This is a genomic window from Noviherbaspirillum autotrophicum (assembly GCF_000818395.1).
GTDB classification, from domain to species: Bacteria; Pseudomonadota; Gammaproteobacteria; order Burkholderiales; family Burkholderiaceae_D; genus Noviherbaspirillum; species Noviherbaspirillum autotrophicum.
In genome coordinates, this window is sequence record NZ_JWJG01000028.1 from 607,914 (window position 1) to 628,052 (window position 20,139).

Annotated in this window: 23 protein-coding genes; 13 read left to right on the top strand and 10 right to left on the bottom strand. The window is 60.0% G+C overall.

Features of this window, described 5'->3' with window-relative positions; translation table 11 throughout:
* Nucleotides 1-9: 9 nt before the first annotated feature.
* Both TSA66_RS04050 and TSA66_RS04055 read right to left on the bottom strand, forming a co-directional pair.
* Entirely contained in the window at nucleotides 10-888 is an 879-nt protein-coding gene (locus TSA66_RS04050; protein WP_052452614.1) for an ion transporter, read from the bottom strand.
* A gap of 63 nt (nucleotides 889-951) precedes the next feature.
* Nucleotides 952-1,272, bottom strand: a complete 321-nt coding sequence (locus TSA66_RS04055; protein WP_040039087.1) for a cupin domain-containing protein — start codon at nucleotides 1,270-1,272, stop codon at nucleotides 952-954.
* A gap of 211 nt (nucleotides 1,273-1,483) precedes the next feature.
* On the opposite strand from TSA66_RS04055, the gene TSA66_RS04060 reads away from it, so the two are divergent.
* From TSA66_RS04060 to TSA66_RS04100, 9 genes are all read left to right on the top strand, one after another.
* Entirely contained in the window at nucleotides 1,484-2,605 is a 1,122-nt protein-coding gene (locus TSA66_RS04060; protein ID WP_040039088.1) for a branched-chain amino acid ABC transporter substrate-binding protein, read from the top strand.
* Nucleotides 2,606-2,926: 321 nt separating this feature from the next.
* A complete protein-coding gene (locus tag TSA66_RS25360) occupies nucleotides 2,927-4,063 on the top strand; it encodes a sensor histidine kinase (protein WP_232429404.1) in 1,137 nt (378 codons plus the stop codon).
* Between the two features lie 147 nt (nucleotides 4,064-4,210).
* Entirely contained in the window at nucleotides 4,211-5,317 is a 1,107-nt protein-coding gene (locus tag TSA66_RS04070; RefSeq protein ID WP_040039089.1) for a DNA topoisomerase IB, read from the top strand.
* Nucleotides 5,318-5,701: 384 nt separating this feature from the next.
* Nucleotides 5,702-7,165 (top strand): HupA family protein, encoded by a 1,464-nt coding sequence (locus TSA66_RS04075; RefSeq protein WP_040039090.1) that lies wholly within the window; start codon nucleotides 5,702-5,704, stop codon nucleotides 7,163-7,165.
* 137 nt (nucleotides 7,166-7,302) lie between these two features.
* Nucleotides 7,303-7,605: an antibiotic biosynthesis monooxygenase family protein gene (locus TSA66_RS04080; protein WP_040042178.1), complete on the top strand. Its 303-nt coding sequence runs from the start codon at nucleotides 7,303-7,305 to the stop codon at nucleotides 7,603-7,605.
* A gap of 212 nt (nucleotides 7,606-7,817) precedes the next feature.
* The gene (locus TSA66_RS04085) at nucleotides 7,818-8,384 is read left to right on the top strand and encodes a hypothetical protein (RefSeq protein WP_040039091.1); all 567 of its coding nucleotides are present in this window, start codon (nucleotides 7,818-7,820) and stop codon (nucleotides 8,382-8,384) included.
* Nucleotides 8,385-8,612: 228 nt separating this feature from the next.
* Nucleotides 8,613-9,155 (top strand): spermidine N1-acetyltransferase, encoded by a 543-nt coding sequence (gene speG / locus TSA66_RS04090; protein ID WP_040039092.1) that lies wholly within the window; start codon nucleotides 8,613-8,615, stop codon nucleotides 9,153-9,155.
* A gap of 144 nt (nucleotides 9,156-9,299) precedes the next feature.
* Nucleotides 9,300-10,334, top strand: coding sequence for an SRPBCC family protein (locus TSA66_RS04095; protein WP_232429405.1), 1,035 nt, complete (start codon nucleotides 9,300-9,302; stop codon nucleotides 10,332-10,334).
* The gene (locus TSA66_RS04100) at nucleotides 10,331-11,500 is read left to right on the top strand and encodes a zinc-dependent alcohol dehydrogenase (protein WP_040039093.1); all 1,170 of its coding nucleotides are present in this window, start codon (nucleotides 10,331-10,333) and stop codon (nucleotides 11,498-11,500) included. The genes TSA66_RS04095 and TSA66_RS04100 overlap by 4 nt, the downstream gene beginning before the upstream one ends.
* Before the next feature lie 91 nt (nucleotides 11,501-11,591).
* Here TSA66_RS04100 and lpxO read toward each other — a convergent pair whose 3' ends face one another.
* Both lpxO and TSA66_RS04110 read right to left on the bottom strand, forming a co-directional pair.
* Nucleotides 11,592-12,491 carry a lipid A hydroxylase LpxO gene (gene lpxO, locus TSA66_RS04105; RefSeq protein WP_040039094.1) on the bottom strand — a complete coding sequence of 300 codons (900 nt, stop codon included), beginning with the start codon at nucleotides 12,489-12,491 and terminating at the stop codon, nucleotides 11,592-11,594.
* Between the two features lie 156 nt (nucleotides 12,492-12,647).
* Nucleotides 12,648-12,923: a hypothetical protein gene (locus TSA66_RS04110; protein ID WP_040039095.1), complete on the bottom strand. Its 276-nt coding sequence runs from the start codon at nucleotides 12,921-12,923 to the stop codon at nucleotides 12,648-12,650.
* A 38-nt stretch (nucleotides 12,924-12,961) separates the two neighbouring features.
* Between TSA66_RS04110 and TSA66_RS26750 the strand changes: the two genes are divergently transcribed.
* Together TSA66_RS26750 and TSA66_RS04115 are read left to right on the top strand one after the other, a co-directional pair.
* Nucleotides 12,962-13,114, top strand: a complete 153-nt coding sequence (locus TSA66_RS26750; RefSeq protein WP_157691596.1) for a hypothetical protein — start codon at nucleotides 12,962-12,964, stop codon at nucleotides 13,112-13,114.
* 280 nt (nucleotides 13,115-13,394) lie between these two features.
* Nucleotides 13,395-14,057 (top strand): PAS domain-containing protein, encoded by a 663-nt coding sequence (locus TSA66_RS04115; RefSeq protein WP_040039096.1) that lies wholly within the window; start codon nucleotides 13,395-13,397, stop codon nucleotides 14,055-14,057.
* A 32-nt stretch (nucleotides 14,058-14,089) separates the two neighbouring features.
* Here TSA66_RS04115 and fusA read toward each other — a convergent pair whose 3' ends face one another.
* Complete coding sequence (gene fusA, locus TSA66_RS04120) at nucleotides 14,090-16,150, bottom strand: elongation factor G (protein ID WP_040039097.1); 2,061 nt, start codon at nucleotides 16,148-16,150, stop codon at nucleotides 14,090-14,092.
* Between the two features lie 165 nt (nucleotides 16,151-16,315).
* Complete coding sequence (locus TSA66_RS04125) at nucleotides 16,316-16,552, bottom strand: hypothetical protein (RefSeq protein WP_040039098.1); 237 nt, start codon at nucleotides 16,550-16,552, stop codon at nucleotides 16,316-16,318.
* A gap of 180 nt (nucleotides 16,553-16,732) precedes the next feature.
* Between TSA66_RS04125 and TSA66_RS04130 the strand changes: the two genes are divergently transcribed.
* Nucleotides 16,733-16,948 carry a hypothetical protein gene (locus TSA66_RS04130; RefSeq protein WP_157691597.1) on the top strand — a complete coding sequence of 72 codons (216 nt, stop codon included), beginning with the start codon at nucleotides 16,733-16,735 and terminating at the stop codon, nucleotides 16,946-16,948.
* A gap of 20 nt (nucleotides 16,949-16,968) precedes the next feature.
* Here the strand turns inward: TSA66_RS04130 and TSA66_RS04135 are convergent, their stop codons facing one another.
* A complete protein-coding gene (locus TSA66_RS04135) occupies nucleotides 16,969-17,388 on the bottom strand; it encodes a hypothetical protein (protein ID WP_040039100.1) in 420 nt (139 codons plus the stop codon).
* A gap of 159 nt (nucleotides 17,389-17,547) precedes the next feature.
* Entirely contained in the window at nucleotides 17,548-17,949 is a 402-nt protein-coding gene (locus TSA66_RS04140; RefSeq protein ID WP_157691598.1) for a hypothetical protein, read from the bottom strand.
* Between TSA66_RS04140 and TSA66_RS04145 the strand changes: the two genes are divergently transcribed.
* Entirely contained in the window at nucleotides 17,933-18,553 is a 621-nt protein-coding gene (locus TSA66_RS04145; RefSeq protein WP_157691599.1) for a hypothetical protein, read from the top strand. The genes TSA66_RS04140 and TSA66_RS04145 overlap by 17 nt on opposite strands.
* A gap of 27 nt (nucleotides 18,554-18,580) precedes the next feature.
* Here TSA66_RS04145 and TSA66_RS04150 read toward each other — a convergent pair whose 3' ends face one another.
* Both TSA66_RS04150 and TSA66_RS25365 read right to left on the bottom strand, forming a co-directional pair.
* Complete coding sequence (locus TSA66_RS04150; protein ID WP_040039103.1) at nucleotides 18,581-19,132, bottom strand: YbhB/YbcL family Raf kinase inhibitor-like protein; 552 nt, start codon at nucleotides 19,130-19,132, stop codon at nucleotides 18,581-18,583.
* 123 nt (nucleotides 19,133-19,255) lie between these two features.
* Nucleotides 19,256-20,029: a helix-turn-helix domain-containing protein gene (locus TSA66_RS25365; RefSeq protein WP_052452096.1), complete on the bottom strand. Its 774-nt coding sequence runs from the start codon at nucleotides 20,027-20,029 to the stop codon at nucleotides 19,256-19,258.
* Nucleotides 20,030-20,139 lie beyond the last annotated feature (110 nt).

A 20,139-nucleotide genomic window follows, 5' to 3' on the forward strand; every position in this document is an offset into this window, starting at 1 on the left:
ATGTTCCTTTCAGCGGTGGCGGTAGGGCGGCAGGTGCTCGCCGCAATCCTTGCAATATTGTGCCGTCGCTTCGTGCCCTTCGCTCAGGCAGCTGGGGCAGGTGCGCGCGGTCACCACGCGCGTCAAGCGCTGCGTCGTCATTTCCGCCGTGACGATCCCGGTCGGCACCGCCAGCACACCCCAGCCGAGCAGCATCATCAGCGAGGCGATCGCCTTGCCGAGGTCGGAGTGCGGCGTCATGTCGCCGTAGCCGACCGTCGTCATGGTCACGATGGCCCAGTACATCGCCTTCGGAATGCTGGTGAATCCCTGCTCCGGGCCTTCGACCACGTACATGATGGTTCCCATCACCAGCACCACCATCATCACGATCGACAGGAACACCAGGATCTTGCGCCGGCTGGCGCTCACCGCGTTGGTCAGCATCTGGTATTCCTGCACATACATGGTCAGCTTGAGAATCCGGAAGATGCGGATCAGGCGCAGGATGCGGATGTCGAGCAGCAGGTGCACTTCCGGCACGAAGAAGGCCAGGTACGTCGGCAGCACCGACAGCAGGTCGATGATGCCGAAAAAGCTCTTGGCATAACGCCAGGGATGCTTGACGCATGCCATGCGCAACAGGTACTCGGCGGTAAACAGCAGCGTGATGGCCCATTCGAGCGCATCGAGCGCCGTGCCGTGGCGCTGGCTGATCGCTTGCACGCTGTCGGCCAGGACCACCAGGATGCTGAACAGGATGGCGGCGATCAGCAGCAGGTCGAAGCGCCGCCCGGCCGGCGTGTCGGCTTCGAAGATGATGCTGTACAGGCGCAGCCGCCAGCCGGCGTCCGGTTTGCCGAACTCGGCTTGCGCTATCCGGGAAGAGGTGGTCTGGTTCTTCTTCATGGTCGGGGACAGATGGTCAGTGTCGTTGCCTGCGGAACGTTCGCGCAATGATATCGGCGCGCGTCAATAAAACACGGCAAGCCAGATGGTGTCGCAGTGCTGCGCGGTCCATTCCACGCGATGCCTTTCATGCGCGGCGATATCCACGTAGTCGCCTTCGGCCAGGCGCACCAGCCGGTCGTCCTGCTCGAAGCGCAGCGCCGCTTCTCCCTTGAGCACCATCACCCATTCCCGTTCGGGCTGGTCGTACCAGAAGCCGGCCGGCGAGCAATGGCCGCGCGAGACGATGCGCTCGATTCTGGCCGGACCGGCGCCGGCCAGCACCTGCGCCATTTCGGCAGGCAGCTGCGCCGGAATGGCGCGATATAAATTTCCGTATTCCATGTCGATTCCTGTCGATAAACCGAATTTAATTCGAAATTGGGGGTTATGGAGAAATAAATTGCTGTACGCTTGCCAATTCCATGAGAAGAACGCAAGAAAATTTGCCCGGAACTTCTCCATAATCCACTTCCGTGAAACATCAGGTTCACGCCAACGCCCAAGCGCAATCGACAAAATCGGTTAGCCGGGAACCATTCAAGTGAGGAAAACAATGTTAAACAAGATTATCAGCGGCATCGCCCTGTTGGGTCTGGCCGGCACCGTATCGGCACAGGAAGTCGTCGTCAAGATCGGTCACAGCGGTCCGCTGTCCGGCTCCCAGTCCTTTTCCGGCAAGGACAATGAAAACGGCGTGCGGCTTGCCATCGAAGAATTGAATGCCAAGCCGATCACCGTCGGCGGCAAGAAGGTCAAGTTCGAGCTGGTGTCCGAAGACGACCAGGGCGACCCGAAGTCCGGCGTCAACGCCGCGCAGAAGCTGATCGACAGCGGCGTGAAGTTCGTTGTCGGTCCGTATAACTCGGGTGTCACCATCCCCGCTTCGCGCGTGTACAACGAAGGCGGCGCCGTCGTCGCCACCGTGGCTTCGAACCCGAAGGTCACCGAGCAGGGCTACAAGAACCTGTACCGTATCAACGCCAGCGATTCGCAGCTGGGCGGCAAGATGGCGCTGTACGCGGCCAAGGAACTGAAGCTCAAGAACGTCGCCGTGATCGACGACCGTACCGCGTACGGCCAGGGTGTGGCCGAAGAGTTCAAGAAGCAGGCGAAGGCGTCCGGCTTGAACGTGGTCGCGCATGAGTTCACCACCGACAAGGCATCCGACTTCAGCACGATCCTGACCAGCCTGAAGGCGAAGAAGGCCGAAGCGATCTTCTTCGGCGGCTACGCGCCGCAAGCCGGCCCGATGGCTCGCCAGATGAAGCAGCTCGGCCTGACTGCCAAGCTGCTCGGCGGTGACACCGTCTGCGTGGCGGAAACTGCCAAGCTCGGCGGCGACGCGGTCGGCGACAATGTGCTGTGCGCGCAGGGCGGCGCCATCCTCGACAAGGCCGCAGCCGGCCCCGAATTCAAGTCCAAGTACAAGAAGCGCTTCAACCAGGAGCCGGATGTGTACGCCGCTTCCTTCTATGACGGCATGATGCTGTATGCGAACGCCATGAAGGGCTCGAATTCGACCGACGCGGCCAAGGTTGGCGCCGAAATCGCGAAGACTTCGTACAAGGGCGTCGCCGGCACCTACGCATTCGATGCGAAGGGCAACATGAAGCAGTCGCCGGTCACCATCTTCAACTTCAAGAATGGCCAGCCAGCACCATTAACTAGCTATTAATCGATAGCAATCATTCCGGGGCGCATAATGCGTCCCGTCATCACGAGGAGCAGCCCGAGTCATCGCGCTGCTCCTTTTTTCTGTGCAGAACGTTCCTCGTTGCGTTGTACTCACGCGGTCAACACCGATCGGCAGAAAACGTTATCACTCCTGCTACACTAGCTGCATACTTTCATTCGGGCGGAAAGCCTTATTTCATGCCGCCTGGATGCATCATTTGGGAAACATCAGCATCAGGCGCCGGTCGCGCTTTGCGCATCCTGGCGCCGCCTGCCGTGGCCGCAATGGGCTGAAATGGCGGGCATCAGCGAAGGAGAGCGCATGCCGGGCATCTTGTCCAACTGGTTCGCAAGCGGCGGGCTCGCCGTGCAGGGAAACGGCCACGTGTGGATGTCCTCGCTGGCGTGGATTTATCTCGATGCGGCCATGGCGATTGCCTACTTCGGCATTGCCGCCGGCCTGCTCTATCTCGCCTGCAAGCGCCAGCGGCTCCGCTACCGGTGGATGTTCGCCCTGTTTGCCATCTTCCTCTTCGCCGGCGGCAGCTCCTACCTGGCATCCGCGGCGACGGCTTGGTATCCGGGGCCGTGGCTCGGCGCCATCACCCGAATCGCCGCCGTGATTTCAGCCACGCTCACCGCCGTGCTGCTGTGGTGGCTGATCCCGAAAATCCTGCGGCTGCCGACCTCGGCGCAATTGCGCACCCTCGTCACGCAGCTCGAGCATGAAATTGCCGAACGCAGCCAAGTGGAAGAAGCGCTGCGCCAGTCGCAGGAAACGCTGCGCGAGCTGGCTGCCTACCAGGAAAGAATCCGGGAAGACGAACGCAAGCGCATCGCGCGCGAAATTCACGACGAACTTGGACAAACCCTGCTCGCCCTGCGCCTGGACGTGTCGATGCTGCACGCGCGCACCGGCGAGCGGCATCCGCTGCTCAAGACACGGACCGCACTGGCGCTGGAATACATCGACACCACGATGAAGTCGATCCGCACCATCATGAACAATCTGCGGCCGTCGGTACTCGACCTCGGCGTGCAGGCGGCGATCGAGTGGCAGGTCAGGCAGTTCGAGCAACGCAACGCTATTCCATGCCAACTGTGTATCGACGACGACGGTTTGCAGATGGATGATGAACACGCCACGGCGGTCTTTCGGATCCTGCAGGAGTCGCTCACCAATATCGGCCGTCATGCGCGCGCCACCATCGTGCGCATTACGCTGCGCATCGACGGCGGCATGCTCAAGATGAGCATCGAGGACAACGGCGTCGGCATGTATCCCGGCGACCGGCGCAAGTCGCGCCGTTTCGGCCTGATCGGCATCCAGGAACGCGCCAGCATGCTGGGCGGCGAACTGACCATCGAGAGCACGCCGGGGCAAGGCACGCTGCTGCGCCTGACGGTGCCGCTGCAAATGCCGCAGCCGCAGCCAGAGAAAGCGGTCGTCAATGCCTAGATCCTTGCTGGATGGAAGTAGGCATTTGCCGATGCGGCTTGATTAATTCACGAGCAACCTGCCTTCCTGGCACGAGTTATGCAGACGCTATGGTTCACTGACATTCCCCGTGAGCCTCAAGCGCAGCGACTTGCCGCGCAAATAACGATGACACAGCAAGCCCTCATTGAATCTTCCGCTTCGTCGCCGAGCACCGCGCCGGCGGCGGCGCGGCACGCTGGATTGCGCTACGTAAACGATGCGCTACCCGGCATGACGCGCGAAGCGGTCAAGGACGGTTTCCGTTACCGCGATGCCGAGGGCAGGGTAATTCGCGACGATGCCACGCTGGCGCGCATCAAGGCGCTCGCCATTCCGCCTGCCTGGACCGAGGTATGGATTTGTCCCTGGGACAATGGCCATATCCAAGCGACCGGGCGCGACGCGCGGCGGCGCAAGCAGTATCGCTATCATCCGCGCTGGCGGAACGTGCGCGATGAAGCGAAATACGAACGCATGCTCAACTTCGGCCGGGCCTTGCCGGCCATCCGCGCGCGCATCGACCAGGATTTGCGCTTGCCGGGATTGCCGCGTGAAAAAGTGCTGGCAACCATCGTCTATTTGCTGGAAGCCACCATGATGCGTATCGGGAATGAAGAGTATGCGCGCCATAACAAGTCGTTCGGCCTGACCACCTTGCGCGACCGTCATGTGCGCATCGACGGCCGTGAAGTCGAATTCCACTTTCGCGGCAAGAGCGGTGTGCAGCATGCGATTAAGGTCGATGATCCGCGTATGGCGCGCATCATCCGGCGCACGCGCGATTTGCCGGGGCAGGAATTGTTTCAGTACATCGATGACGACGGCGAGCAGCGCACGGTGGACTCGGCCGACGTGAACGAGTACCTGCGCGCGCTCACCGGAGAAGACTATACGGCCAAGGATTTCCGCACCTGGTCTGGCACGCTGCTGGCGGCGCTGGCGCTGCAGGAATATGAGAAATTCGATTCGCAGGCGCAGGCCAAGAAAAACGTGGTGCGCGCGATCGAATCCGTGGCCGAAAGGCTTGGCAATACGCCCAGCATTTGCCGCAAATGCTATGTGCATCCGGCAGTGATCGAATCCTATCTCGACGGCACCATGCTGCATGCATTGCAGCAGCGCGCGCAGGAAGAACTGCGAAGCGAACTGCATGCCTTGCGCCCGGAAGAAGCGGCGGTACTGGCATTGCTGCAGGAACGCTTGCAAGAAAATGCCACGCCGCGTCACCACTGACGCGCAGTTGCATCGCCCGATGCGGCAAGCGCCTATCTGCAAATCAATTTCTTTCCTCCAGTGGCGCGTTGATACAACAAGTTACAACGCAATGCATTCCACGCTTAACAACGATCAAGCCTGTCTGTGTAGATCAGTTGGAACATGAAGACTCGTTCGGAGCGATGCCGCGCCGCTGCATGGCTCCGTAATGCGTACTTGCAGCCCCGGTCATCGAAGCATGACTGGCGGAATCCACATCATTCCTAGTGTCGCGTGCCTTCAGCGCGCAGCAACACTATTGCCATGGAGCGAACGGTTCGTGATGACTAATCCACACAGAAAAACTTGCAGGTATCGGATCCACGATGTGCAGTGCGGATGCGCTGCGCCGGAGGTGGCCGTATGAAGCAGCCACATTTCAATATCAAGCCGCTCGCCGCCGCGCTGCTCATGGCCGGCATGCTGTCGGCATGCGGCGGAGGCAGCGACAATAAAACCACGTCGAATGCTTCCGGGAATACGAACACGTCTTCCGGTTCGACCGGCGGAAATTCATCCGGCAATACCTCTTCTGGCGGACCGCAGACTTCACAGGGCCCGACGGTGATGTCTTGTGCGGATGGCGCAAACTATCAATGCAGCGGCGAAAACATCGTCAAGGCAGGGGAAGTGGCGCTGACGGATTTTGGTGTGCAAGCCTATGGTAAGGCGACCAGTGATTTGGGCAAAACCGTCTTCACGCCGGAGGAAGCGCCCAATGCGAACGGCCTTGTGCCGGACGCCGGCGGCATTACCGAAGTACGCCTGGCGAAAGATGCCAAAGGCGTGGTAACCAAAGTGGCGCTAGTGCTGAAATATCTCGGGCTGCCATGGAATGGCAAGGATGAGCGTCCGCCCATTATCGAAACCTTCGATCCGACTCAGGGCAGGGCCATGTTTGGTACCAATAACGCCATCGTCGCCGATCAATTCCATGACAGTTCGGATACGGCATTCTACGATTACGCAACCAAGACGACTGCCGGCAACCAATCGCACTACGCGAACAATCGTTACTTCCCTCGCGCTACGCCATCCCGCTGTGGCACGACAGTCTTTACGACACCCTGCCCCTCTCCGGATCCAGCAAATGAAACCGATGGGAAGCTGAATTACCAAGAAGGGAATTGGCGCACTGCAGGCGGAAAGCTGCCGGATACGGTGAGCCTGCTTCGTTTCCATGAAGATGGCGATATTCATGCTGGCAATGCCGTCGATGGCAGTCCGCTGCCCGGCGGCAGTGGCGCCGGGGTGCCGTTCCCAGGCAGTAAGGGATACCGCACGTACAACGGATTGAGCTATCAGTACGTGAACCTTGGCGCGTGGTTCAGCGCTGACACAGTCTGGATTGCGGAATGGACAGCACAGGACGGCCGGCGGGAGCACAGCACGAACCGTCGCGGTGTCGTCGCGTTTGGCGCACTGACCAATCCCGCTCTTATTCCAGCGACTGGCACTGCCACCTATGCTGGCCGGATTTATGGCCGCTATGCGTCGGCCAAGGATGCTGATCCTGTCGCGGTCGAGGGGGACGCCACAATTGATGTCGATTTCGCGAAACGTCAGGCGACGATCAAGATCCTGCCCGATGGTGCTTCGGCAGCCATCACGTTTACGTCGACCGCATCGTTTGATGCTGCCGGAACGAACGCGCTGTCTGGAACCGTCGATAACGGCAGACTGACCGGTAATGTCAGCACGCGCTTTTTCGGACCGTTATCGACCACCGGCAACCAGGGGCCGGCTGAAACCGGAGGTGCCTTTTCGATGAAGAACGCGACAACCGGTGAAGCTGTTGTCGGCGGCTTTATCGCCCGTAAGCAGTAGCGCTGGGGGGCGCTTTGGCGCTACGGCTGCAGCGTTGGCAGACCGCAGCCACAGCGTCATTCCTGCATTTGCCCAAGGCAAGAGACGGAGAAGATGCAATAATGCAAGCTTTCCGTCTCAGCCAAATGGAGTTCCCCATGATTCTCGAGCTCGCCGATATCCGTATTCAACCCGGCAAGCAAGCCGAATTCGATACCGCCATTGAGCATGGCGTCCAGCAGGTCATTGCCAAGGCAAAGGGTTTTCGTGGCTATAAAATTAACAAAGGCATCGAATCGCCCGAGCGCTATGTCCTGATGATTTTCTGGGAAACCCTGGAAAACCATACAGTCGATTTTCGCCAGTCGGCAGCCTTCCAGGAATGGCGTGCCATCGTCGGCCCCTACTTTGCCGTACCGCCGACCGTCGAACATTTCACCCTGCTGGGCAAGTCGGACTAAGCGCTGCCGGGCCGCCTGCGCTTTCGCCATGGGTAAAACCGGTCCGAGTGGAAGGATAAAAGGGGCCTCGCTTGTCGTGCCTCTTGTTGCCCACTTGGCATGAATCCGATTTACTCCGTGGAGCGGAGTGATATGATCTTGGGGCCATGCAATATGAGCCTGAAATGCATCGCATCTAGCGAATAAAAGTTACTGCCCGAGGTCAAATAGGAATGTCTATCAAAGCTGACTCAGCCACCCTGACGCTGTTGATACTTCTTGCGCTCAATGTGATCGGCATTGTCGCCTATGCATTGACGCTCAGGTTGCGCGCGCGTCGCGAACAGAGCAGCATTGCTGCCATCCGGGGCGCGATTCTTGACTATTTCCGGCGTAGTGGCGTCGGCGTGGCAGTCGCCTGCACCAGGCTGCCCGGCGAAGCCGGATTTACCGCCGTGGTCGAGTCGGAACCGATGAAGCGCTTCCGCCTGTCGCATATCATCGAAATGACGCTGCGCGAACATGTCCGCAAAAGCTGCGGACTGGAGTTGGACAAGATTTACTGGCGCTTCCCGGTTAAGCAGGTGGCCGATGCCGTGACGGCGGCCACGGCCGGCGCGCAAGCCGTGCCTGCGCAGGATGCGCCAGCCGGCGACAAGAAGACGGATGAATTCTCCGACGAATACATCAACGAGGGCCTGGAGCATTACCGCCACATCCCGAAGCCGGAAGTGGAAGAGTTGCCATGGGAGCAGTTCGAACAGGTGACAACCGGCGGACCGAAGAAAAGCGACCTCTAACGTTGCCGCAGCAATCCTCTGTTATCTCTGCGGACGTGGCCGATGCAACACCACTGCGCCACATCCGATTTTATTGCTCATTGTCAATGTCCAAAAGCCGGCGTAATCTAGGCTGACGATCAACACCGAAGCAGGAACGAACGGCATGTCCGCCACATTCGCTGCAAGGCACAAAGACTGGTTGTCTTGGGGCGGTACGCCATGCCGCTTGTTTCGCGACCCTGACGTATGACGACGCTATCCCAACCCCATATCAAGCTGCGCCCGCTGGAGCGCAACGACCTGCACTTCGTCCACCAGATCAACAACAACAGCAACATCATGCGCTACTGGTTCGAAGAGCCTTACGAGGCTTACGTCGAGCTGGTGCAGCTGTACGACCGCCACATCCACGACCAGAGCGAGCGGCGCTTCATCATCGAGAGCGACGCGGGCGACCTGGTTGGCCTGGTGGAGCTGGTCGAGATCAATTACATCCACCGCCGCGCGGAATTCCAGATCATCATTGCGCCGTCCTGGCAGGGCAAGCGCTATGCAGAACATGCGACCCAGATGGCAATCGAATACGCCTTCTGCGTGCTCAACCTGTACAAGCTCTACCTGTTGGTGGACAAGGAAAACATCAAGGCGATCCACATCTATGAAAAATGCGGCTTCCAGCCGGAAGGCATGCTGACCGGCGAATTCTTCGTCAACGGCGTTTACCGCGACGCCATCCGCATGTGCATGTTCCAGAAAAATTATCTCGCGGCACGCAACACTAAAGAGTAACGGGAACTACCGCAAACTGAATTCGGACTAACTTGACCGCTTGCGCTTGCCCGTGACGACCTGCAAGGCGAATCAGGCACGCAAGCTTCGCTGTTTCCATTCGATTTTTCATCCGTGAGTCTCACCCAGTCAACGGAGGCAAGAATGATGCAGGGTCAAGCAGCAGACACGGGCACGCCAGTCGGCGCGCGCCCTCCGGCAACACAAGTCACTGAATACCCGCCGTACGAAAACCGGCAGTTCAGCTCCCCCGCTTTTCATCAAGAGCAACATGCCGATGGCGCATTGCGCGCACGCCAGGTCGCGCAGGCACTCGGCTGGTTCAGCATCGGGCTCGGGGTGGCACAACTGCTTGCGCCACGCATGATGGCGCGCACCGTCGGCGCACCGTCTGGTAGCGGCATGTTGCTCGCCGTCGGCGCCCGGGAGCTGGCCAGCGGCATCGGCCTTCTCAGCCAGAGCCGCAGGCAGCCGTGGCTATGGGCGCGCGTGGCCGGCGACGCGATGGACCTCGCCCTGCTCGGGATGGCGGCACGCTCGGCGGCATCGCAGCGCCGGCGTCTGGCGCTGACGGCGGCGGCGGTGGCCGGCGTGGCTGCGCTCGATATCCTCGCCGGCATGAAATACCGGCAGCAGGCGACCGGGCACGGGGTGCAGCGCACTATGCTGCACGTCGAAAAGAGCATCACCATCAATCGCTCCGCCGAGGAGTGCTATCGCTTCTGGCACGACTTCGAGAATTTTCCCAGCTTCATGAAGCATCTCGATACGGTGCAGATCACCGGTGAAAACCGCATCCACTGGAAGGCAAAGGGGCCGGCCGGCACCCATGTCGAATGGGATGCCGAACTGATCGCTGACGAGCCGGGGCAGTACATCGCCTGGCATTCGCTGCAGGGGGCCGATGTCGACCATTCCGGCAGCGTGCACTTCGAGCATGCGCCGGGCGGACGCGGCACCATCGTGCGCGTGGTGCTGCAGTACAACCCGCCGGGCGGCACGGCCGGTGCGTGGATCGCGAGGCTGTTCGGCGAGGCGCCGGAACAGCAGATCGACGAAGACCTGCGCCGCTTCAAGTGGCTGATCGAAACCGGCGAAGTGCCGACCACGGTGGGGCAGCCATCCGGCCCGCGCGGCATGGTCAACCGTCTGTTGTTCAGAAAAGGAGAGCCGGGATGAAAGCGACCTGCTGGATGGGAAAAAAGGACATACGCGTTCAGGACGTGCCCGATCCCCACATCATCAATCCGCGCGATGCGATCGTGAAGGTGACGTCGACGGCGATCTGCGGCTCCGACCTGCACTTGTACGACGGCTTCGTGCCGACCATGGAAAAGGGCGACATCCTTGGCCATGAATTCATGGGCGAGATCGTCGAGCTCGGCGCCGAGGTGAAGAACCTGAAGATCGGCGACCGCGTGGTGGTGCCGTTTCCGATTGCATGCGGCCATTGCTTCTTCTGCGAGGAGCAGCTGTATTCGGTATGCGAAAACTCGAACCCGAACGCGTGGATGGCAGAAAAAATGTGGGGCCATTCGCCGGCTGGCATTTTCGGCTATTCGCACCTGACCGGCGGCTATGCCGGCGGCCAGGCCGAGTACGTGCGCGTGCCGTATGCGGATGTCGGCCCGCTCAAGATCCCCGACGGCCTCACCGACGAGCAGGTGCTGTTTTTGTCCGACATCCTGCCGACCGGCTATATGGCCGCCGAAGCCTGCGAGATCAAGCCGGGCGCGGTGGTCGCAGTCTGGGGCTGCGGCCCGGTCGGGCAGTTCGCGATCCAGAGCGCCTATCTGCTGGGGGCGGAACGCGTGATCGCGATCGACCGCGTGCCGGAGCGGCTGCGCATGGCGCGCGAGATTTCAAAAGCGGAAACGCTCGACTACGAAGAAGTCAACGTGCTCGACGCGTTGAAGCAGATGACCGGCGGGCGCGGCCCGGATGCGTGCATCGATGCCGTCGGCATGGAGGCGCACGGCATGGGCATGATCGGCGTCTACGACCGGGTCAAGCAGGCGATGCAAATGGAAACCGACCGCCCGGTGGCCTTGCGCGAAGTGTTGATGGCCTGCCGCAACGGCGGCGTGGTGTCGGTGCCGGGTGTGTATGGCGGCTTCCTCGACAAGATCCCGTTCGGCTCGGTGATGAACCGCTCGCTCACCATCAAGACCGGGCAGACGCATGTGCAGCGCTACATGAAGCCGCTCCTGGAGCGCATCGAGGAAGGCGCGATCGACCCGACCTTCGTCATCACGCACCGCCTGCCGCTGGAGGATGCCGCATACGCCTATGACATTTTCTGCAACAAGCAGAATGACTGCATCAAGGTCGTGCTGAAGCCGTGAGGTGGCGGCTCGGCTAGGCGGCACCGGCATCACTTCAATCCGGCTCCTTCTCCCGCTGGCCGAAGAAGGAGCCGGATTGAAGCAATTGGCTTTATCCGAAGACCAGCAGCAACGCCGCCCCCACGATCAACAGCGTTTTGGTCGCGTAATAAGCATTCCTGTTCCATGCCTTGAAGCGCCGCCGGTACTGCCCCATGACCCATACGAAGCGGAACACGCGGTTGATGCCGCCGGTCTGGTCGCCCGTTTCATTGGGCGAGCTGGCGGCCGTCACCAGCGTGCGGCCGAGCCAGCGGTTGACGGCCTGCGCCCAGCGATAGCGCATCGGCCGCTCGACATCGCAGAACAGGATGATGCGGTTGCTTTGGCTGCCGTTCTGCGCCCAGTGAATATAGGTTTCGTCGAACATCACGCCTTCGCCGTCGCGCCAGCTGTAGCGCTGGCCATCGACTTCGATGAAGCAGCGCTCGTTGTTGGGCGTGACCAGGCCCAGGTGGTAGCGCAGCGAACCGGCATACGGGTCGCGGTGCATGTTCAGTTTGCCGCCGGGCGGCAGTTCGGCGAACATGGCCGCCTTCACGCTCGGTATCTGGCGCAACAGCGCCACCGTCTTGGGGCACAGGCGCTCGGCCGAGGGATGGCTGGCGTCATACCACTTCAGGTAAAAGCGCTTCCAGCCATTCTTGAAAAAGGAATTGAAGCCGGCGTCGTCGTTCTTGTCGGCGGCCTTGATCTTTTGCAGCGCCAGCAGGTTCAGCGCTTCGTCGCGGATCACTTCCCAGTTCGCTTCCAGCGTGCGCAGTTCGCGGAAATCGGCTACGGGAAGAAACGGCGTGGACGGCACCTTCGAGAACAGGTGCATGAACATGTTGATCGGTGCGACAAAGGAAGAGTGATCGAACAATTGCCGCAATGGCGGCAGCCGCACCTTGCCGCGGAAATGCACATGAAAAATCGACAGCAAATACAGGGAAACTACGGTCCACTTCATGGTGATATTCGACCTCGCAGAGAGGCTGCGTCTTGGCGCAACCAAAATATCGATCAATATCCCAATCCGCAAATGCTTGATTTAAGCAGGCGCAAATGTAGTTGATTTGCCACTAGGCATCTTAGGAGGCATGTCCTCCATGGTGAAAAACATGCCTTATCGCGTTGCCAGACGCGCAGTCAATCCATAGAAGAGGACAACGGTCTGTGCTGTGACGTTCAACCCGGCTACGGCTGCAATCAAATAATTGTTGGCTACATAGATCGCATAGAGAATGGACACCATGGCAATGGCAATCCAGCCGCCCCATGAAAACAGGGAAATCGAGCGGCGCGCCGCTTGGTCGCGGTGATATTTCAAGATCTGTGGCACATACAGGGCGGAGGCGAGCACTCCCGATGTGCCGTACAACAGGCTGAGAACTTGTTCCATGGCTCCGTAATGACGAATACCGCGCGGGCGCAACGAGCATGGCCGGCGCATTGAATTTCCAAGAGAAAATATTGGAGTATGGAAATATTGAGAAGTTGCATGGTCGCCCTTTTTTCGTCCAGGAAGCAGGAAAAAATGTCTTCGCTCCCGTCGAAGGAAATAGGGCAAAAACGGCACATATGATGGAATGAAAACGTTTTTTGACTGAAGTTAAGTTTTTTAAAAAACATCCCTCATATCGCAGGTATGGGATTGCCGTAAGCCGATCAGCGGGCTATCGTTTTAGTTGCTTAAATGGCATTCGGTTTGGCGTCAGACACCAACAACATGCGAAATGGTTTCGAACGCGCCATGCTCGTGCTCAGCATGGCCGGCACCATATCGTGATCGACATGCATCTCTTGAAAAACAAGCGATAAAGCGAGGGAGGGGTTATGGCACGAGTATCTGAAACTTGCTCGAAATAAATTAATGTTCGAGAAATCCTTCAAACATGCGCCTTTGGGCAAGGCCCTTGTGGCGCCGGACGGCCGATGGATTGCCGTCAACAAGGCGTTATGTGCAATGTTGGGGTACGAAGAGCAAGAATTGCTCTCGGTGAGCTTGCGCGTGCTGACCTATCCGCATGACCTGCATCTGGATCGGGCCAAGTACAGTGCGTTAATTGCCGGCCATATCGGACGCTATCACACAGAGAAACGGCACTTCCATAAAAGCGGCGCGATAATCTGGACCTCGCTGAGCATTTCCATGGTGCGCAACGATTATGGCAGCCAGGATTTTTGCATTTACCAGTTCCTCGACATCACTGAAAAGAAACGGCGCGAAGCGCGGCTGCGCCTCTTTTTTGATCATGCTTCCCACATGTTGGCTGTCGTCGATGCCGACGGTTATGTGGCGCAGGCAAATGCTGCCTGGACCAAGGCATTGGGGTGGTCAAGCAATGAACTCGCACAACGGCGCCTGGTTGACCTCCTCCACCCGGAAGACCGCGACACGAATGCATTGCCTAGACGTCACATGCCGCGCTACCTGGCCAAGGATGGCCAATACCAGCAGGTCGAATGGCTGGCGACGGTGTTCCAGAACGGCTGTTTTCATTATGTCGCGAAGGAACTCCCGCGCGGGGCCTGAATGCATCGCATCCAAGGCAGGTACTACGTCGCTCAGGCTTCTTCCGGTTCCACCTTGTGCTGGCTCACCATGCGTTGCTGTGTCGGCGCCGGCACCGGGTCATAGTGGCTGAACTCGATGGTATAGCTGCCGCGCCCGCCAGTGACTGAATTCAAGCGCGACTGGTAGTCGCTCAACTCCGCCAGCGGCGCTTGCCCTGAGATGACGACGGTATTGCCTTGCACCGTCTGCATGCCGAGCACTTGCCCGCGCTTGGTCGACAGGTCGCCCGTGATGTCGCCCATGGTTTGTTCGGGCACGACGATTTCAATGTTGACGATCGGTTCCAGGATGACGGGGCGTGCCTTCAGCACCGCGTCGATGAAGGCTTTGCGGCCTGCGGTGGCGAATGCGACTTCCTTCGAATCGACCGGGTGGCTCTTGCCGTCGTACACGATCACGCGCACATCCTGCATCGGAAAGCCCGCCAGCGGGCCGCCTTCCAAGACTTGCCGTATGCCTTTTTCCACGGCCGGGATGAACTGGCCGGGAATGGCGCCGCCCTTGACTTCGTCGACGAACTCGAAGCCGGCGCCGCGCGGCAGCGATTCCACCCGCAGGAAGACTTCGCCGAACTGGCCGGCGCCGCCGCTTTGCTTCTTGTGCCGGTGATGTCCCTCGGCGTGGCCCGCGATCGTTTCGCGGTAGGCGATCTTCGGCGGCCTGGTCGCGATGTCGATCTTGTAGAACTCCATCATGCGCTCCAGCGCGCAGCGCAGATGCAGTTCCCCCAGGCCGAGCATCACGGTTTCGTTGGTGCTGATCTGGTGCTCGACCTTCAGGCACGGGTCTTCGGCGGTCAGCTTCTGCAGGATTTCCCACAGGCGCTGTTCATCGCCGCGCTTTTTCGGCTCGATCGCCAGCGCATAGATCGGCGTCGGAAACGGCAATGGCTTCAGGTGGATGTGCTCGTCCTCTGCGGCATCGTGCAGCACTGCGTCGAAGGCGATGTCCTCCACCTTGGCGACAGCGCAGATGTCGCCCGGCACGCCCTGTTGCACCTCGATTTGCTCCTTGCCCTGCAACAGGTAGAGGTGCGCGACCTTGAACGGTTTTCTGGCGTCGCCGATGTAAAGCATGCTGTCGCGCCTGACCGTGCCCTGGTGGATGCGGAAGACGCCGAGCTTGCCGACGTAGGGATCGACCATCAGCTTGAACACATGGGCCAGCACATGCTGCGACGGATCCGGCACCGACCGGATTTCACGCTGCCGCTCTTCCGCACTCGATGCGTTAAGGTCCTCACGGTAAAACAGTGGCGGATTGCCCTCGGTGGGGTTGGGCAGCAGCCGCACGAACACGTCGAGCAGCTCCCTGATGCCGGCGCCGTTATGCGCCGATACAAAGCAGATCGGCACCAGGTGGCCTTCACGCAGCGCCTGCTCGAACGGCGCGTGCAATTGCTCCGGCTCGATCTCCCCCTGTTCCAGGTAGAGCGCCATCAGATCGGCATCGACCTCGACCACTTGGTCGACCAGCGCGCGGTGCGCCTGTGCCACGGATGAAAAATCGGATTCGCCGGACGGATTGAAAAAGCAGTCGACCACCTGGCTGCCGCCGGCCGCCGGCAGGTTAATCGGCAGGCATTCCTTGCCGAAGGTTTCTTGAATGCTGGCCAATAGCCCCGGCAAGTCGATATTTTCCGCATCGATCTGGTTGATGATGATCATGCGGCACAGCTTGCGCTGCTGCGCTAGCGCCATCATGCGGCTGGCGATCATCTCGATGCCATTCTGTGCATTGATCACGATGGCCGCCGTTTCCACCGCCGACAATGCGCTGACCGCCTGGCCGATGAAATCGGGATAGCCGGGCGTGTCGATCAGGTGGATGCGGGTATCGTGATAGTCGAGGTGAACCAGCGCGGAGTAGAGCGAATGCCGGTACTTGCGTTCGAGCGGATCGGCATCGGCAACCGTGCTGCCGCGCTCCAGGCTGCCCGGCGCGGAGATCATGCCGCTGCCGTGCAGCAGCGCCTCGGTCAGGCTGGTCTTGCCGCTGGCAGTATGTCCCAGCAGCGCAATGGTGCGGATGGCTTCGGTACTGTAAAGCATCGGTCGATCTCCTCCCGAGTAATCAGATACGCCGGCGCCGCATACTTGCCAGCCGCTGGCCGACGGAGCACAAGTGCACAACAGTGTCGAGCCATTGTATTTCAATTGCGCCGCCAGTCCGCGCTCGCGGGCGATGGCGAACGCATTTGCTTGAGCTGAAACAAGCTAGCGGCCCGCTTGCTCGACCATCGCATGCGCCACCCGGCGCGCTTCCGCCTCGGCTTCTGCCTCGCTTTCAAAGACGCTTTCCAGCGAGACGCGCTGTGTCGGGAAAATACTGTTCCTGTGCATCGGATTGGCCGACGGCCCGTAAATCGTCACGTAGGCGGCCCAGCCTTCGTGCTCGACGAGATGAACGCCGGCGTACTCGATTTCGTACTCGCCGATGGTTTCCATTCCCATTGACGTCTCCTGGTCCGTGCGCCTGCGTATCGCCGGTTTGACGAAACGCGCATTGATGTCGGGCGCGCCATAGTAAGGTTAATGCGCCGCTAAGCTAGTGAGACTATGCTTGCCATACAGTGCAACAAGCCGACAAGCACAGGCAGCAAACGCGGCACCACAAGCGAAGATGGGGAAAAAATGCCAATTTATGAATATACGCGTCGCACCGGAAAGCGCCTGACGTACACGATTGAGTACGATCAAGGGGAATACTTTATTCAGCGCGACGGCCTGATGAAAAAGGCATTTCCGGATGCCATGGCTACCGGCATGGCGCCGCATGAAGCCACCGCCGACCTGATGCTGCGCATGGCAATTGCCGACATCGAAGCGCTCAACGGCATGGATGAGTAGCGCCGCTGTAAGCGGCAGCGTCAGTTGCCTTGCTCGAACCGGCGTATGTCGCTTTCCATCGATGCGATGCAATCGAACGCCATGTCGAGTACATTGATCGATGCCGCCACCGGATTGTCCCAGGCATCGCGGCAAGCAACTGCGGCATTGTATTGCTGCAGCGCGGTTTGCAAGGCGACAGTACGTTCCGACAAGCCGCCACCTTGGCCGACCTGAATGCAGGAGCGAAACGCGGCTGCCAGCGCATCGATCTTCCGGCTGACAATACGCAAGTTAAACGCGAGCACCATGGCATGCACATCGGGATCGTAGTGCTGCGGATGGGCCGACTTCAGCGCCATCTGCTGCTCGTGTAACTTCTTCGCAAAATCCAGCGCATCCTCCACACTGCGATAGTGGCCGTACAGGTGGCCCGGCGGGTCAAGCAGGGTCCGCGGCATGACTTCCTCCGCTTCTCTTGTTACATGAAACCAGTCGGAAAAACGACTGCCTTTTCATTCGATTGTAGAACGATGAAAGGCAATGCAGGCATGCCGCATCGATCTAGATGAAATGAATGCCGCCCAGCAAGCCCAAGCGTTTTCTGCCGGAATAAGCGCTTAAGCAAAGTCAAAAAGCAATGCACTAATGAATGATTCAATGGAGTAGTAATGAATTTCATAAACATTGCTGGACGCAATTTCTTTGACGAAGAAATTGGCGTGGGCGCACAGGGGGAAAGACATGCTTCGTTCGGTATTGAAGAGCTTATCGACCATGCTTGCTGCAAGTACACTACTGGCCGCGTGCGGCGGCGGTGGCAGTGATGCGGCCAACACTGCGGGCAGTGCGCTGAACGACTCGGGCAGCAGCAGCACAAGCACGTCGGCTCCATCCGGCTCCAGCAATGCCGGCAGTACTAGCACCACCGGCTCGCAGAATACTCCAAGCGCCACGTTCCCCACCACGGTCATTGCCAGCGTGTTTGGTGGCACGAACAGCGCCGTGCGGCCGCTCACCATCCTGCTGCAGGACGATGGATCCTACTTCATCGTTTATTCCGACCCCGCATCTGGCAACCCGTCCGGCGTGATCCTTGGCACCGGCACGCTGAGCAACGGCAGCTTCGCCTCGACGAATGGCCTCGATCTGGCCTTGACCGGCGTTGGCGGGCAGCTGACGAATGGCGTCACGCTGTCGGCCAGCTATGCCGAAAAAAGTGCATTTAACGGCAATGTGACTTATACGGACAACAGGGTGGCAACCTTTACCAGCAGCTACAACAACGCGTATGAAACCCTGCCTTCCCTGAGCACGCTTGCCGGTGTGTATACGGGCAGTATCGCCAACAAGAGTGTGCGCGAAGATAATATCGTGTTGGAGATTGCCGCCGATGGCAAGGTGACCGGGCATTTGACTTGCGGATGCGCCATCGCCGCGCAACTGCAGGCACAGGGCAGCGCCTATGCCGCGACACTGGACTTCAAGAGCGGCTCCCATCCGCTGTCCGGGAAATCGTTTGGCGGCAATGTGTACCTGGACAGCGCCGCCAAGCGCCTCTACATCGTCGGGAAGATGACTGGTACCGAAGACCGCGTGGTTTTCGTCGGTACCAAGTCTTCCTGACCGTCCATTGGCGCTGGCGTTGCGGCTCTATCGTCCGTAGAGGCCGGTGAGCGTTGCCGTCGCCAGGCGGTTGGCGTTCAGCATGAAGCCGATCATCGCCGGCGAGGCATCGGCCGGCACACCAAGCTTGTCCGTCTTGAGCGCGTACACCGTCACGATATAACGATGCGGCTTGTCGTCGGCGGGCGGGCAGGCGCCGCCAAATTCCATCGTGCCGAAGTCGTTGCGGCCGTGCCTGGCGCCGTCGGGCAGCGTGCCGGAATGTCCGGCGCCGCTGGCGAGCTTGTGGACCGACGCCGGGATGTTGTATACCACCCAATGCCACCAGCCGCTGCCGGTAGGCGCGTCCGGGTCGTACATGGTGACGGCAAAGCTCTTGGTTTCTGCCGGCGCCTCCGACCATTCCAGCTGCGGCGACTGGTTGCCGCCTGCGCAGCCAAAGCCTTGATAGACCTGGCTGGAATGCAGCCTCTGGTTGTTCTGAATATCGGCGCTCTTGACTTGGAAGGCCGGTGCGGCAGCAGCCGTGCCGCCAGCCAGGGCAAGGCTCAGGATCGCAATGGAAATCGGGTGTCGCATGAATCGCTCCTTTCAACAGGGATGGAATGTCAGTCCATCATCGCGCAGCATGCCGTCGCCGGGCGCTCAAGACGGTGCGCGAAACGATCAAGGCAACCATTGGCAACACCACGCGGCCGGGATTCAGGAATGGGCGACGGCGGATGGCTCGATGCCGAAATGCGCGACGAAATTGCGCGTGAAGCTGGGCACTGACCGATAGCCGCAGGCTTGCGCCACTGACTTCACCGGCTTGCGCGTGGTCTGCAGCAAGGCCAGGCCGTGGTGCAGCCGCGCCTCGCGCAGCAACAGGCGCAGCGACGTGTTTTCTTCCGCCAGGCGCCGGCGCAGCGTGGCGCCGCTCATGTGCAGGCGCGCTTCGAAGTCGGCCGAACTCCACTCGCGCTCGGGGGCGGCCGCAACCAGCAGCCGGATGCGTGCGCTCAATGAGGGATCGCCGGCATGCAGGAAATGCCCATGACCCGCGCGCGCCAGCGCCAGGGCGACGCCGAGCAAACCATGATCCAGCAGCGCCGCATCGGGCGTTGCCGACGCGCTCAGCAACTCCAGCAAGTGCTGCAGCCACGGCAGCAAGGGCGTCACCGACCCGGTCGAAAAGGGCAGGGCGGCGCGCCGTTCTTCGGGCGACGCATGGGCATGGAGCAGGGTGCGCGCCAGTTCCACCACGCGCCACGGCAAGGCAATCGCCCAGGCGCGATAACTGTCCCCACCAATGCCAGTCGGCAGATTTTCCACTTGCAAGCAAGTCGCATGGTGAATCATCAGGAATTGCCCGGCAACGATCTCGCTCTGCTGCCCGCCGAGTTCCACCCGTTTGGTGCCCGCCAGCGGCAGGATCAGCGAGGGCAGGTCGACGCGCACCGCGCGCAGCCGATAGGCTTGTTGCGCTACGACCATGACTTGTCCTCCCGCACGGGCTACGCCGGACTGTAACCAATCCGGGATCGAGGAAGCTGTCATCCGTTTGTCCATAGGCTGCAATGCGCGCTGCCGCATCGCGAGAAAAA

Bases quoted from the DNA above. Each gene is read 5' to 3' on its own strand.
- TSA66_RS04050 (WP_052452614.1), bottom strand. From the start codon at position 888: ATGAAGAAGAACCAGACCACCTCTTCCCGGATAGCGCAAGCCGAGTTC.
- TSA66_RS04055 (WP_040039087.1), bottom strand. From the start codon at position 1,272: ATGGAATACGGAAATTTATATCGCGCCATTCCGGCGCAGCTGCCTGCC.
- TSA66_RS04060 (WP_040039088.1), top strand. From the start codon at position 1,484: ATGTTAAACAAGATTATCAGCGGCATCGCCCTGTTGGGTCTGGCCGGC.
- TSA66_RS25360 (WP_232429404.1), top strand. From the start codon at position 2,927: ATGCCGGGCATCTTGTCCAACTGGTTCGCAAGCGGCGGGCTCGCCGTG.
- TSA66_RS04070 (WP_040039089.1), top strand. From the start codon at position 4,211: ATGACACAGCAAGCCCTCATTGAATCTTCCGCTTCGTCGCCGAGCACC.
- TSA66_RS04075 (WP_040039090.1), top strand. From the start codon at position 5,702: ATGAAGCAGCCACATTTCAATATCAAGCCGCTCGCCGCCGCGCTGCTC.
- TSA66_RS04080 (WP_040042178.1), top strand. From the start codon at position 7,303: ATGATTCTCGAGCTCGCCGATATCCGTATTCAACCCGGCAAGCAAGCC.
- TSA66_RS04085 (WP_040039091.1), top strand. From the start codon at position 7,818: ATGTCTATCAAAGCTGACTCAGCCACCCTGACGCTGTTGATACTTCTT.
- speG (WP_040039092.1), top strand. From the start codon at position 8,613: ATGACGACGCTATCCCAACCCCATATCAAGCTGCGCCCGCTGGAGCGC.
- TSA66_RS04095 (WP_232429405.1), top strand. From the start codon at position 9,300: ATGATGCAGGGTCAAGCAGCAGACACGGGCACGCCAGTCGGCGCGCGC.
- TSA66_RS04100 (WP_040039093.1), top strand. From the start codon at position 10,331: ATGAAAGCGACCTGCTGGATGGGAAAAAAGGACATACGCGTTCAGGAC.
- lpxO (WP_040039094.1), bottom strand. From the start codon at position 12,491: ATGAAGTGGACCGTAGTTTCCCTGTATTTGCTGTCGATTTTTCATGTG.
- TSA66_RS04110 (WP_040039095.1), bottom strand. From the start codon at position 12,923: ATGGAACAAGTTCTCAGCCTGTTGTACGGCACATCGGGAGTGCTCGCC.
- TSA66_RS26750 (WP_157691596.1), top strand. From the start codon at position 12,962: ATGGCCGGCGCATTGAATTTCCAAGAGAAAATATTGGAGTATGGAAAT.
- TSA66_RS04115 (WP_040039096.1), top strand. From the start codon at position 13,395: ATGTTCGAGAAATCCTTCAAACATGCGCCTTTGGGCAAGGCCCTTGTG.
- fusA (WP_040039097.1), bottom strand. From the start codon at position 16,150: ATGCTTTACAGTACCGAAGCCATCCGCACCATTGCGCTGCTGGGACAT.
- TSA66_RS04125 (WP_040039098.1), bottom strand. From the start codon at position 16,552: ATGGGAATGGAAACCATCGGCGAGTACGAAATCGAGTACGCCGGCGTT.
- TSA66_RS04130 (WP_157691597.1), top strand. From the start codon at position 16,733: ATGCCAATTTATGAATATACGCGTCGCACCGGAAAGCGCCTGACGTAC.
- TSA66_RS04135 (WP_040039100.1), bottom strand. From the start codon at position 17,388: ATGCCGCGGACCCTGCTTGACCCGCCGGGCCACCTGTACGGCCACTAT.
- TSA66_RS04140 (WP_157691598.1), bottom strand. From the start codon at position 17,949: ATGGTGAGCGGCCGCACGGCGCTGTTCGTGCCACCAAACACGCTGGCA.
- TSA66_RS04150 (WP_040039103.1), bottom strand. From the start codon at position 19,132: ATGCGACACCCGATTTCCATTGCGATCCTGAGCCTTGCCCTGGCTGGC.
- TSA66_RS25365 (WP_052452096.1), bottom strand. From the start codon at position 20,029: ATGGTCGTAGCGCAACAAGCCTATCGGCTGCGCGCGGTGCGCGTCGAC.